The sequence below is a fragment of the Streptomyces sp. NRRL F-5122 genome, assembly GCF_001507435.1.
Taxonomy (GTDB): Bacteria; Actinomycetota; Actinomycetes; order Streptomycetales; family Streptomycetaceae; genus Streptomyces; species Streptomyces lannensis.
In genome coordinates this window covers 187,016-199,093 of sequence record NZ_LMWH01000026.1, presented here as the reverse complement: position 1 = coordinate 199,093, position 12,078 = coordinate 187,016, and the positions used below count along the sequence as shown (strand labels likewise).

At 69.3% G+C, this 12,078-nt stretch carries 11 protein-coding genes and 2 pseudogenes; 7 read left to right on the top strand and 6 right to left on the bottom strand.

Annotated elements, in window-relative coordinates:
- Together ADL25_RS05820 and ADL25_RS05815 are read left to right on the top strand one after the other, a co-directional pair.
- Positions 1–181: CGNR zinc finger domain-containing protein (locus ADL25_RS05820; protein WP_199839110.1), on the top strand; the 181-nt coding region annotated here is incomplete at its 5' end.
- Positions 182–407: 226 nt separating this feature from the next.
- Entirely contained in the window at positions 408–1,142 is a 735-nt protein-coding gene (locus ADL25_RS05815; RefSeq protein ID WP_181923238.1) for a carbonic anhydrase, read from the top strand.
- Positions 1,143–1,166: 24 nt separating this feature from the next.
- Here ADL25_RS05815 and ADL25_RS05810 read toward each other — a convergent pair whose 3' ends face one another.
- The gene (locus ADL25_RS05810; protein WP_059126516.1) at positions 1,167–2,399 is read right to left on the bottom strand and encodes an FAD-dependent oxidoreductase; all 1,233 of its coding nucleotides are present in this window, start codon (positions 2,397–2,399) and stop codon (positions 1,167–1,169) included.
- 223 nt (positions 2,400–2,622) lie between these two features.
- Between ADL25_RS05810 and ADL25_RS05805 the strand changes: the two genes are divergently transcribed.
- The 3 genes from ADL25_RS05805 to ADL25_RS05795 all read left to right on the top strand — a co-directional run bounded on the left by ADL25_RS05805 (position 2,623) and on the right by ADL25_RS05795 (position 4,596).
- Complete coding sequence (locus ADL25_RS05805; protein ID WP_107116526.1) at positions 2,623–3,555, top strand: EamA family transporter; 933 nt, start codon at positions 2,623–2,625, stop codon at positions 3,553–3,555.
- Positions 3,556–3,703: 148 nt separating this feature from the next.
- Positions 3,704–4,375, top strand: a complete 672-nt coding sequence (locus ADL25_RS05800) for a ParA family protein (RefSeq protein ID WP_063805562.1) — start codon at positions 3,704–3,706, stop codon at positions 4,373–4,375.
- Positions 4,372–4,596: a hypothetical protein gene (locus ADL25_RS05795; protein ID WP_059126515.1), complete on the top strand. Its 225-nt coding sequence runs from the start codon at positions 4,372–4,374 to the stop codon at positions 4,594–4,596. The genes ADL25_RS05800 and ADL25_RS05795 overlap by 4 nt, the downstream gene beginning before the upstream one ends.
- 131 nt (positions 4,597–4,727) lie before the next feature.
- On the opposite strand, the gene ADL25_RS05790 is transcribed toward ADL25_RS05795, so the two are convergent.
- Positions 4,728–6,323: a GMC family oxidoreductase gene (locus tag ADL25_RS05790; protein ID WP_059126514.1), complete on the bottom strand. Its 1,596-nt coding sequence runs from the start codon at positions 6,321–6,323 to the stop codon at positions 4,728–4,730.
- 316 nt (positions 6,324–6,639) lie between these two features.
- A pseudogene (locus tag ADL25_RS52115) lies at positions 6,640–6,822 on the bottom strand (helix-turn-helix domain-containing protein); the annotation flags it as partial.
- A 1,025-nt stretch (positions 6,823–7,847) separates the two neighbouring features.
- On the opposite strand from ADL25_RS52115, the gene ADL25_RS05780 reads away from it, so the two are divergent.
- Positions 7,848–8,636, top strand: coding sequence for an SAM-dependent methyltransferase (locus ADL25_RS05780; protein ID WP_059126512.1), 789 nt, complete (start codon positions 7,848–7,850; stop codon positions 8,634–8,636).
- A gap of 361 nt (positions 8,637–8,997) precedes the next feature.
- Here the strand turns inward: ADL25_RS05780 and ADL25_RS51505 are convergent, their stop codons facing one another.
- From ADL25_RS51505 to ADL25_RS05770, 3 genes and pseudogenes are all read right to left on the bottom strand, one after another.
- Positions 8,998–9,420: an SDR family oxidoreductase gene (locus ADL25_RS51505; RefSeq protein ID WP_267889231.1), complete on the bottom strand. Its 423-nt coding sequence runs from the start codon at positions 9,418–9,420 to the stop codon at positions 8,998–9,000.
- A gap of 91 nt (positions 9,421–9,511) precedes the next feature.
- Positions 9,512–9,715 (bottom strand): annotated as a pseudogene (locus tag ADL25_RS52110) (SDR family NAD(P)-dependent oxidoreductase); the annotation flags it as partial.
- A gap of 182 nt (positions 9,716–9,897) precedes the next feature.
- Complete coding sequence (locus ADL25_RS05770; protein ID WP_059126511.1) at positions 9,898–10,758, bottom strand: DUF427 domain-containing protein; 861 nt, start codon at positions 10,756–10,758, stop codon at positions 9,898–9,900.
- Between the two features lie 397 nt (positions 10,759–11,155).
- Between ADL25_RS05770 and ADL25_RS05765 the strand changes: the two genes are divergently transcribed.
- Complete coding sequence (locus ADL25_RS05765) at positions 11,156–11,668, top strand: CGNR zinc finger domain-containing protein (RefSeq protein ID WP_402527506.1); 513 nt, start codon at positions 11,156–11,158, stop codon at positions 11,666–11,668.
- Positions 11,669–12,078: the final 410 nt, after the last annotated feature.

Genomic DNA, 12,078 nt, shown 5'->3' with positions numbered 1-12,078 from the left:
CCAGGCCGTCCAGCTCTTCGCCGGCCCCGACCGCGACCGGCTGCGCCCCTGCCTGGCACCCAACTGCCTGCTCTTCTTCGTCAAGAACCACGCACGCAGGGAATGGTGCTCACCCACCTGCGGCAACCGCATGCGCGTCGCCCGGCACTACCGCCGCCACCACACACCACCACACGCCTGAGGCCACAGACCCGCCTCCGTGGCGACGGCGCGAGTACGGGCTCACCCTGGATGGCCTGTTCGTCCACGAGCACCTTCGCCGACACGGTCGCCGGCGAGGTCGTGCGCCGTTGGTGGCAAAGCGTTCCGCGTCCGCTTGCGCCTACCGGCCGGTTCGCCCGGCGCGCTCAACAATCTCCCTGGTCGTGTCGTAGGGGACATGTCGAGCAGACCGAGGAGAACGGCCGATGGACAGGACGGGACAGCCGGATCGCAGAACCCTGCTGGGCAGCGGGCTTGCGGTGGCCGCCGTCGGGCTGGCGGGGTGTTCGTCGACGCGTACGGCACCGCTGGCCGCCCGCGCTCCGGCGGACGCGCGGTCGGTCACACCGGCCCAGGCCTTCGCGAGACTCATGGACGGCAACGACCGCTGGGTGCGGGGAGACCTCCGGCATCCCGACCGGGACCCCACCCGACGCGAGTTCGTGGCCCAGAAGCAGCAGCCCTTCGGGTCGGTCCTCGCCTGCATCGACTCCCGAGTGCCGCCCGAGCTCCTCTTCGACACCGGGCTGGGCGACCTCTTCGTGATGCGCACGGGCGGCGAGGCGGTCGGCCCGGTGGTCACGGGTTCCGTGGAGTACGGACCCATGACGAGCGGCACTCCGCTCGTCGTGGTGCTCGGACACCAGCGCTGCGGTGCCGTCGAGGCGGCTCACAAGTCCATTCGGGACGGCAAGCCGCTGCCCGGCAACCTGGAGGCGATCGCGAAGGCGTTGCGGCCCGCCTACGAACAGGCGGCCCGGGACGGGGGGTCCGACCCGGTCGAGACCATGGCCCGGGCCCAGGTGAGGCTGACCGCCGACGCGTTGCGCTCCAACCAGGATCTGGCCCCGCTCGTGGAAAAGGGCTCTCTCGCCGTGGTGGGCGCCTACTACTCGCTCGACAACGGCAAGGTGGAGATCCTGACCGGCGCGCCCTCCTGAACGAAGAAGACCGCCGGCCGCGGCTCACCGCACCGACTGCACCGGTGGACGCTCACGCAGGGCGCCGTAACCGATGAAGTACGCCGGCAGGCGCTTGAGCCAGGGTGAGCCGGCGAGGAGTTCGCTCGCCCGCTCCGCCAGCCGTGCGTGGCCGAACGGCGGGTCGCCCGCGAGTACCGGGGCGATGACCCGCGCATGAGCGAGCCGCTGCAGTGCCTGCGTCAGCGCGGTGGTCGGCCATCGGCGCCGCTGGACACCGCGTACGTCGTGCAGACCGACCTCGCCCCTGAGCAGAGGCTCGACGAGGTACCGTGCGGCGGCCACCGCGTCCTCGACCGCGAGGTTGATGCCGATACCGAAGACCGGTGACATCGCGTGCGCAGCGTCTCCGATGCACAAGAGCCCCGGGCGGTGCCAGCGCCGGAGGCGGTCGAGACGCACATCCAGCATCTTCACCTCGTCCCAGGACGGCAGCGCGTGGGTGCGGTCCCCGATCCAGGGCACGGCAGCGGAGAACTCGGCCATGAACCGGTCGAGACCGTCCGCGCGGCGCTCGGAATCCGTCCCCTTGGGAATCAGCGCGGCACACTGCCAGTACTCCCCGCGGTCGATCATGGCGGTGATGAACCGGTCGCCCGCGCCCCCCACCAGCCCGTGCGGGTCACCGTCCCGCCGTGGCAGCCGGAACCACCAGGCGTCCATGGGACAGGTGAACTCCGTCAAGCCCAGCTCGGGACGGGTACGGGCCAGCGAACCCCGGCCGTCGCAGGCCACGGTGAGCGTGGCCCGCAGTTCGCCGCTACGGCCGTCGGAGGTGCGGTAGCGCACTCCGGTCACCCGTCCGCGCTCCACCAGGAAGGAGGTGGCCTCGGTGTTCATCCGCAGCGAGAAGGACGGCTCCTTGCGCGCCTCGTCGGCGAGGAGGTCGAGCAGATCCCACTGCGGCACCATCGCCACGTAGTTGTACGGACCCGGAAGCGCGCTGATGTCCGAGACGGTGATCAGTGCGTCGTCGGCGCCGAGCGGAAGTTGGAGTGTGGTCACCCGGCGCTGCGGCAGTCCGGCGAAGCGCTCGGCGAGTCCCAGGTCGTCCAGCAGGGCCAGGGTCGATGGATGCACGGTGTCGCCACGGAAGTCGCGCAGGAAGTCGGCGTGCTTCTCCAGGACGGTGACGGCGACCCCTGCCCTGGCCAGCAGCAGACCGAGGATCATGCCCGCGGGACCGCCGCCCACCACGCAGCACGTTGTCCGCTCCATCACAGGCGGCCCTTCTCTTCGACGACACCCACGACGCACGCCACTTCGAGATATACCTCTGCCCGGGAATCGACGTCACGAGGCGGGGCGGCGGGTGGCGCAATCGGACCGGGAACGTTGACGGAACCGCAGCGCCCCTCGTGCGGTCACGTTGTGGTCGGACGGTGGATGCCATGCCGGTTAATCATGTGACCCGTGGCGCCCGGTCGTCGATAATCCACGCGTGGCCACCACGAAGGTCGACCGGACCAAACGCGGCCCGTCGCCCCGATCATCCCTGACCGGACGCGCCGTCGGAGCGATCCCGCCGACGGCGCTGGTACTGCTCGGCATCGTCAGCGTCCAGTTGGGCTCCGCGTTGGCCAAGCACCTGTTCAGCGCGGTGGGCAGCTTCGGGACCGTCGCTCTGCGGCTGTTCTTCGCGGCGGCGGTGCTGATGGTGCTGTGGCGGCCGTCCCTGCGATTGAAGCGTCGCACGTGGTTCGTCGTGCTCGGCTACGGCGTGGTTCTCGGCCTGATGAACCTGTGCTTCTATCTGGCCCTGGCCCGGGTCCCGTTGGGGATCGCGGTCACCGTCGAGTTCCTCGGGCCGCTCGCGGTGGCCCTCGCGGGGTCGAGGCGGTGGCTGGACGGCTTCTGGGCCGTGCTCGCGGCAGGTGGTGTGGTCCTGCTGATGGAGGGGCGGGGCGACCTCGACCCCGTCGGCATTCTGTTCGCCCTCGCAGCGGGAACGTGCTGGGGCGTCTACATCCTGCTCGGCGCGGCGCTGGGCCGCCACACCACGGAAGGCAACGGTCTGGCGCTGGGAATGGTCGTCGCGGCATTGGTGGCGGTGCCGTTCGGCGTGGCCGGGAGCGGAGCGGCGCTGATGCAGCCCTGGGTCCTGGCCGCGGGGCTTGGCGTGGCGTTGCTGTCGTCGGTGATCCCGTACTCGCTGGACCTGGAGGCTCTACGCAGGATCCCACCGCGTGTGTTCGGCATCCTGATGAGCCTCGAACCGGCGATGGCGGCCCTCATCGGCCTGGTCGTGCTCCAGGAAAGGCTGCACTGGGCGCAGTGGACCGCGGTGCTGTGCGTGGTGGCCGCATCGGCGGGCGCGACCCGCGGCGCCCGCCCGGACGAAGCCCGACCTTCGGCGGGACCCACGAGTTCGTGATCCGCCGTGCCGCTGCTCACCGCCGAGGACCGCGACGTCCTTGACGTCCACGGACGGAACGAGCAGCCCGGCAACCGAATCCCTGGCCCATACGGATGATCCCCCCGCCCTGCCGGGTGAACCACGCACCCGTGTACCCCGCGCCGCGATGACCTGCGGCTCATGGCCGCTAGCGTCCACTCTCGTGTCGCTGAGCTATGCGTTTGTGAACCTGAAACCCGGAGTGGGAAAGACGACCAGCGCGGTCTGGTTGGCTCACGCACTTCACGAGTCGGGTCTGTCACCGCTCCTGGTCGACAGTGATCCCGCGTCCTCCGCGCTGCGTTGGAGCGAATTGGCAGGTGGCTTCCCGTTTCCTGTGATCGCCCTTCCGGTGGGGGACGTGCACCGGCGCGTGAACGACTTCCTGGGCAACCGGCAGGCCGTGGTCTTCGACGCTCCGCAGATGGAGGACCACGCGCACATCACCCGCAGCATCATGAGGTACGCGAGCGAGTGGATCGTCCCGGTGACCCCGGCCCCCATCGAGCTGGACCGCATGGCGCCCATCGGCGGTGAGATGGGTGACGTGCAGTCCCTGCGGGTCAGTCCGGCGCGCGCCGCCGTGCTGCTGAACCGCACCAACCGTGCCGACGCCACGCGCACCGGTCCCGACGCCGATGCCCGGGAAGCCCTCACCGAGCGGGGCTTCGACGTGCTGTCGACCCATGTCCCACGGCTCGACCTCTACGCCCAGTCGTTCGGCAGCCCGGTCCGGGTCAAGGGCTCGGCGTACATGGATCTCGCAGACGAACTCATCAAGCGTCAGGACAAGCCGTGAACCAGCGCAAGGACACCTACCGGGCCGCACTGCAACGCGGACCGGAGGCCACCGCACCGCGTCCGGCCAAGGTCGCCCAGCTGCACACCCGGTACGTCCGGGTGACCATCGAACTCGACACCTCCCTGCCGCGCGATCTGATGCGGTGGGTGGAGTCACCCGTGTCCGCGATCGTGCGAGCCGGTGCCGCCGTACTGCAACCGTTGAGAAGCACCCCGTAGGAGAGCGGCGCGGGCAGGCCGGCGTCTGTCCCCGGAGGAGAAGGTCCGCGGCGCGTTCGGCGATGCCGCAGACGGTCCCGTCGGTGTTGGCGGACACGGCCGGCTCCGCGGCAGTGTCAGAAGGTTCGACGTCATGCTTCCGACCGGATGTGATCCGCGGCCCGTTCCGCGATCATCATGGTGGGCGCGTTGGTGTTGCCGCTGGTCACCGTCGGCATGACCGACGCGTCCACGACTCGCAGGCAGTCCACGCCGTGGACCTGGAGCGCAGGGTTCACGACGGACTCCTCACCCTCCCCCATCGGGCAGGTGCCCACGGGGTGGTAGCACGTGGCGCTCCACCGGCGAACGTGGTGTTCCCAGTCCGCCTGGTCGAGTTGGTCCAAGTCCGCGCTGTCCGGAAGGTAGGGCCTTTTGAGGTGGTCGGCGAAGGGCGGGCACCGGGCGATGCCCACGGCCGACCGGAGGCCTTTCACCATGAGCCGCAGATCGGCGGGATCGTCGAAATACCGGGGATCGATCAGGGGGTGTTCCCGAGGATCGGCCGATGCCAGACGGATCGACCCGCGCGCGAAGGGGTTGAGGACGGTGGCGTTCATGGTGAACACCGAACGCCGAGGGACTTCTTCTCCGCTGAGGATAAGGGCCGTTGGACCGCCGGTGAGCTGGATGTCGGGCCCGGGCCCGCTGCCGGCGACGGTGAGGAAGGCCCCGACCTCGCCGTAGTTGGAGGCGAAGGGCCCGTCGCCCGAGGTCCGCCACTGGGCCAGATTGGCGGGGGTGAGCAGGTCCAGGACGACGTCGCCGGCTTCCCGGGTCTCCCACACGAGGGGTACGAGGAGCTGATCGTGGAGGTTCCGTCCGACTCCGGCCAGTGGCACCCGCGGCTCCACGCCCACCTCGCGCAGCTCGTCGGGCGGACCGATGCCCGACAGAAGCAGGAGTTGAGGGGAGTTGACGGCGCCCCCGCAGAGCAGGACCTCGGCGTCCGCGTACGCAGTCACCTCCTCGCCGTTCACGACGTAGGACACCCCTGTCGCTCTGGAGCCCGCCAGAAGGATCCGCGTGACGAGGGCACGGGTCCGTGTGGCGAGGTTCGGACGGCTGAGGGCGGGGCGCAGATATGCGTCGGCGGCGGACCAGCGGCGTCCGTCGTGGCATGTCACCTGGTAGGGGCCGGCGCCGAGGGGCGACCGCCCGGCGAAGTCGTCGTTGTACTCCAGTCCCCACTGCTGGGCGGAGGCCAGCCAGGCATGGGAGAGCTCGTGCGTGTAGGCGCGGTCCTCGACATACAGAGGGCCGTCCTTGCCGTGGTAGGGCGGGCCCAGCCGGCGATGCGCTTCGGATTTCACGAAGTAGGGGAGCACGTCGTCGTACCCCCAGCCGACCGCGTGGAAGTGGTCGCGCCAGGCGTCGTAGTCATACCTGTTGCCGCGAATGTAGATCATGACGTTGGTGGAGGACGATCCACCCAACGTCTTCCCGCGCGGCCAGTAGAACGTGCGCCCCGCCTCCGACTGAGCGACGGTGCGGTAGTTCCAGTCCACCTCCGACTTGAACAGCATCCCGAGGGCGGCGGGTATGCGTATGGCCTCGTCGCTGTCCGAGCCGCCCGCCTCGAGCAGGAGCACGCGGGCGGAGCCGCCGTGGCTGAGCCGGTCGGCCAGGACGCATCCCGCGCTGCCGCCACCGACGATGATGTAGTCGAAGCTTTCCGTGCTGCGCATCGGTGCTCCTGGGCCTGGTCACTCGGCCACTGCGGCGAGGTGCGACTCGGGGCGGTGGACCGATCGGGACAGATGGCAGTGCCGAAACCCTTCGGGTCCGAACTCGTGGCCGACCCGACCGCCCCTGTCGGGAACGGATGAGTTCAGTGTCACCTCCTACGATCGCGCGCACAGACGCTCGGCGGCGTCCAGCAGAGTGCCGCGAGGTGCATGAGCGGGCCCAATCGCACCGTCGCGCGCCGGTCGTCACGGCCGGCGGCGTCTGTGAGCGAGCTCGGAACTGGGACGGAGTCGCGCCCATGGTCCGGCGGAAGACCGTGGCCAGATGCTGGGCATGGCTGAAACCGCAGGCGAGGGCGATGGCGGTCACCTGCTCGTCACCCCCGCTGAGCCGAAGCTTCGCTTCCTCGAGTCGGAGGCAGAGCACGTGGCGCATCGGGGTCCGGCCCGTACGCTGCTGGAACCCGCGCAGGAAGTGCCGTCGGCTGAAACCGGCCACCTGGGCGAGCTGGTCCACGGTGATCGATTCCGAAAGACGATCATGCACGTACTGCTCGACCCGGGCGAGTGCGTCGAAGGGCAGCCCCGGTTCGGCTCGGGCCGCGGCACGATCGTCGTCCGTGCCGATCCTGGCCAGGTGGGCGATGGACGGCAGCGCCCAGCCCTCGACGAGCAGTGCGGTCGCGGCATCGGGCTGCCGGGCGTCACGGGCCAGATCGTGCAAGGCCTGCTGAAGAGGGCGGAGGGCCGGCCCGGCCAGCGGGTGGTCGGGGATGTGCACTCCGTAGCCGGCGACGACCTGCGGATCGACGAACGCGAGGATGTAGTCCACGATCGGGTCGACGGAGAACTCACCCTCGATATGTGCGCCCGCGGGAAAGTAGCGGAGCTCGTTCGTCGTCCCGGGGACGCCGCCGAGACGTACTCCGTCGACCTGGAGGAGCGCCTCGTGAACGCCGGAGGGGCACCAGAAGACAGTGGAGGACGGCTGCTGAAGCCGCCAGGTGATGTGCCCGGAGGAGCCGCGTCGCAGCACCTCGACCCGGGCGTGTTCCGAGTTCGCGACGACGGCGTCGAGCAGCGTTCCACCTACGCTCCGAAGGTGGGTGACTGGGCGCCTGCGTGGAGGAGAACCACGCTCAGGCGTGGATGCGACTCGGGTCACTGGCTTTCCGTGGGATGTGCCTCTGCCTCTTCCTCATGTGCCAGCATACTTTTGTTCGACGAATTCAGCGGTGGTGATGGTGGTCGCCGCACTCGCGACCGGGCCGGTAACCCGAGCCTCGGGGCCCTGCATCCGGTTCGTGGAAGGTGTTGACAAGAACGTCGACAGACCTGCCCGCGGCATTGGGGAGGGTGTCGCTCGATTCGGGTGGGCATGTGCGACGGGGTGCAGAGGGCTGCCGGGGATCTGGCCGGCCCAAGGAACCATCATGCCAACTGGGTGCTCAGGCCGCTGATTTGGTGTGCAAGACTGAGCTGATCGAAAATACTTTCTGATCTACTCGCGCGACGGAGCATGTCATGACGACGGGCACCCCCAACCCTCGGAAGATCGACACCAGTGTGGCGCATCCTGCACGGGTGTACGACTGGTTGCTGGGCGGCAAGGACAACTATCCCGTCGACGAGGCGGTCGGCAAGATGCTGCCGGCCGAGGCGCACGACGCCGCTCGACAGAACCGCGAGTTCATGCGCAGGGCGGCTGCCTGGCTGGCCGGACAGGGCATCGACCAGTTCCTCGACATCGGCACGGGCATTCCCACCGAGCCGAACCTGCATCAGATCGTGCAGGAGATCGTGCCGTCGGCGAAGATCGTCTACACGGACAACGACCCGATCGTGCTGCGGCACGCGGAAGCGCTGCTGGTCAGCCGTCCTGAGGGACTCACCGACTACATCGAGGCCGATGTCCGCCGCCCCGCGGAGATCCTCGAGCACGCCCGGCAGGTGCTCGACTTCGATCGTCCCATCGCGATGTCCCTGATCGCCCTCATGCACTTCATCCCCGACGATCAGGACGCCCACGGCATCGTCGGCGAGTTGCTCGCCGCTCTGCCGTCGGGCAGCTACCTGGTGCTGTCGCACGCCGCGTCCGACCTCTATCCGGAACTGGCGGAGCAGGTCACCGCCGAGTACGCGAAGGGCGGGATTCGCCTCGGCTTCCGCACCCGCTCCGAAGTGGCCCGCTTCTTCGACGGACTGGATCTGGTCGACCCGGGCCTGGTGACCGCCACGGAGTGGTTCAGGACCCCGCCGGCGCCCTCCTCCGAGGGCAGCGGTATCTACGCCGGAGTCGCGGGCCTCCGCTGACGCCGCCTTCGCCCCGTGGCCACCGCGGTGGCCACGGGGACGTGTGATGGTCGCGCCGGTTGCGTACGGGCCTGCGGATGCCCGGCGTTGCGTCGCGATGCCGATCCGGTCCGCCGGGCACCGGGCGTCAGAAGAGAGTTCGTCCGTGGCGACCGTCTGTCAGCAGGCGGTCGCCGAGGCCTCCGGACCTCCGGTTGGGCGGAGCGGCGGATCGGGCACTGCCGGGGGCGGGGACAAGGATCGCGTCCGGTCGGAGCCGTCGGGCAGGAACTCGCCGCCGCCCGGTGTGTCGTGTTCCGGGGCCGCGCATCACCGGACGGCCGGGGTGGTCGGTCCCGGTCGTGGGGGGGATGCGGCGGGATCAGACGAGAGGCTGCCCACCGTCCACGGACAGGGACACGCCGGTCATGAAGGTGTTCGTCATCGCGAAGAGGACCGCGTGGGCCACATCCTGCGGGGTGCCGATCCGCCCCGCGGGGTTGGCGGCGGACAGACGCGCGAACAATTCGGCCTTCTTCTGTTCGCCGAGCGCGTCCCACGCGCCGGTGTCGATCGTGCCGGGCGAGACGGCGTTGACCCGGATCGGGGCCAACTCGACGGCCAGGGAACGCACCACGGTGTTGACCGCGCCGTTCGTCGCCGCGACCGCGAGGAATCCTGGGTCCGGCTCCAGGGCGGCCACGCCGGAGAGCAGGACGAAGGAGCCGCCCGCCCGCATGGTGGGTGCGAAGTGCTTGGTGAGCATGATCGGGCCGACGACCTTGGTGTGGAACGACCGGAGGATGGCCTCGGGCGTCAGTTCGCCGACGGTGCCCCCGAGCCCGGGCGGAGGCGGCCGTGACCACGTGGTCGACGGGCCCGACCTCTGTCGCCAGCGCCGCGATCGAGGCCTCGTCGGTCACGTCGACGGTGGCGACGGTCACCTCGGTCCCGTCGTAACTCTCCTGCAGTGCGGCCTTGTCGCGGCCTGCCGCGATGACACGGGCCCCCTCTTCCAGGGCCACGTCGCTGACCGCGCGGGCGATTCCGCTGCCGCGGCCCACCACGAGAACTGTCCGGCCCTGCAGGGATGCTGACATCACTACTCTCCTTGTGATCGATCGGTGCCGAGGCTAGGACGAACAAGCCTCGTGCCGCACGGTTCCGACATGCGAATTTCCGTGCTCATGGCGTGGGTTCGCGAATAACGGCAGGCCGCCGGCACGGGTGGACGTGCGGTCCCTCCGGCCGGTGGTGCGTGGTGTGGCCGGCATCCCGGCGGTCAGCGGGAGCCCGCCTCGTCGATGTCGAGGCCGCGGTCGATGCCGTGCGGGACGACCTTCTGCCCGGGCTCGGGTGCCAGGCGCTTGCCGTCGAGCCGGACCTCGACCTGGTCGGGCTCGAACGACACCATGTCGCCGATCCGGCCGACCTGCTGGTAGGCGTCGGGGTACGACCAGGCGGCACGGCGCGCGTCGCCGATGTCGTAGTAGTCGCACAGTCCCTTGTAGGGGCAGAAGGTCCGGCCTTCGACGGGGCGCAGCAGGCTCTCGTCGATGTCGGCGCGCGGGACGTACCAGCGCGGGGCGAATCCCGACTCGTAGAGGACGACCGGATGTTCGGAGCGGGCCACTACGGTGTCGCCGAAGCGGACCTCCAGAGTGCGCGAGGTGCCGCGGATGTCGATGCGGTGGTAGGGGTCCGCCGCGTGGCTCAGAATGCGCTCGTCCTCTTCGTAGAAGGCGTCCATCGCGCGCCACGCGAAGGCGACGCGGTCCTGGAACTCCGCTGCGTACTCGGGCGGCGCGGTGAACTCCCAGGCGGCGCGTTCGACCGTGCGCTCGCCGGCGCGTACCGCGAACCAGGCGGTGTCGCCGAGGTCCCTGTGGAGGGTGACCCTGTCGGTCTCGACCAGTGCCTTGTCGTCCACGTCTGCGCGCGGGAAGTAGGCCACCGGGTAGCGACCGGGTTCGTGCAGCAGGACGACGTTCTCACTGTCGGCGATCCAGGTGCCGTTGAACCTCACTCGCATGCGGCGGCGCAGTCGCTCGGCGAACGGCAGGCGTTCCGGCAGGGGTTCGGGGGTGAGGAAGTGTCCGATCGCTCCTGCGGACAAGGGGCCTTGCTGCCAGGACAGTCCCATGGTGTGTTCCTTTCGGGCGGGAGCGCGGCCTACGGCGTGCGCTCCGGGGGTCGACCTGTCGGTGCGGTTGACGGGCCGGGGTGCGAGGACAGTGGGAGCCGCTGCTTTCGGGCCTTCGGAAGCCGGTCCGGACGACTGCCGAGTTCATGGCTTAACCCCTCTAGGGCCTCTTTGGTGGTTATAGAGCCAGTCGACCATGCCGTAACTAACCTGTCAAGTGAGCTATGTGGGTTATGACTGGTCGGTGCCGCGACCGGCCGGTGTCACCTTCGACACCCCGTCGCGGCGCGGGGTCCGACGGGCATCGGGGCTAACCGATAGGTGCTCCTTGTTTGGTTAGGGAGGGTGTGTTCATGTAACCTGTTAAAGCAATCTTTCCGGTTAGGAGGCGGCCGTGGTGGTCGATCGGGAACAGCAGGACGCACTGCTCGAGCTCCTCAACACCACGCCGGTGGTCAACGGGGTGGTCGAGGATCAGCTGGCCGACCCGGAAGCGGCGAAGTCCTGGCAGATGGCGCATGGCGGCCGCGGGGGAGCAGCGGAGCGTCGGCGCCTCCTCGATGCGCGCGACGTCCTTCAGGGTGTGGTGCGCGGCAGCCGGCCGGCCGAGTCACTGGCGCCGTTCCTCGAGGATGTCGTCTCCCGGCCGCGTCTTTCCCCGGCGGGCGTTGCGTGGGAGCTTGACGCGCCCAAGGAGCACCGGATGGCGGTGGAGGCCGTGCTTGCCTGGAGCGCGCTGCAGGAGGCGATGCCCGGCAGGCTGCGGCCGTGTGACAACCCGGAGTGCCGCCGGTTCCTCCTCGACCGCAGCAAGACCAACAATGCCCGGTGGTGTTCCATGGCCGTCTGCGGCAACAGGATGAAGGCCAGGCGTCACTATCAGCGCACCCGTGACGGCGCGGCCGGATGATGGTGGCGGATCGATGGCGGAGCTCTGTCGGCCGACCCGGTTGGCAAGCCGTCCTCGGACAGGGGTCACCGCACCTCCCGACGTTCGAAGCGTGACCGTGCGTGACTGCCGGTGGTGGACGGAAGGCGCAAAGCGCCCACTGCGCCGAACCGAACCGTCGAACCTGGACGAGCGCCCGGCAGTCGGCTGTGCGTAATGAGGTCCACCGTGGAATTCGGCGGCAAGAGGGCAACGGTGTCGCGCGGCAGTACACCCCCTCTCCACCGTGAAAGCATGCGGATTGTGAATCGCCCGGCGAGGAAAAACGAATGGGCGCGTCTTCGTGCGTCCATCGGAAAATGTCAGCGATTGTGCCGGTGGATTCGGTATCACGGAATCGCGGCGCCACCGGGTGAAGAACTACTATCGGC

Bases quoted from the DNA above. Each gene is read 5' to 3' on its own strand.
- ADL25_RS05815 (WP_181923238.1), top strand. From the start codon at position 408: ATGGACAGGACGGGACAGCCGGATCGCAGAACCCTGCTGGGCAGCGGG.
- ADL25_RS05810 (WP_059126516.1), bottom strand. From the start codon at position 2,399: ATGGAGCGGACAACGTGCTGCGTGGTGGGCGGCGGTCCCGCGGGCATG.
- ADL25_RS05800 (WP_063805562.1), top strand. From the start codon at position 3,704: ATGACCTGCGGCTCATGGCCGCTAGCGTCCACTCTCGTGTCGCTGAGC.
- ADL25_RS05790 (WP_059126514.1), bottom strand. From the start codon at position 6,323: ATGCGCAGCACGGAAAGCTTCGACTACATCATCGTCGGTGGCGGCAGC.
- ADL25_RS05780 (WP_059126512.1), top strand. From the start codon at position 7,848: ATGACGACGGGCACCCCCAACCCTCGGAAGATCGACACCAGTGTGGCG.
- ADL25_RS05770 (WP_059126511.1), bottom strand. From the start codon at position 10,758: ATGGGACTGTCCTGGCAGCAAGGCCCCTTGTCCGCAGGAGCGATCGGA.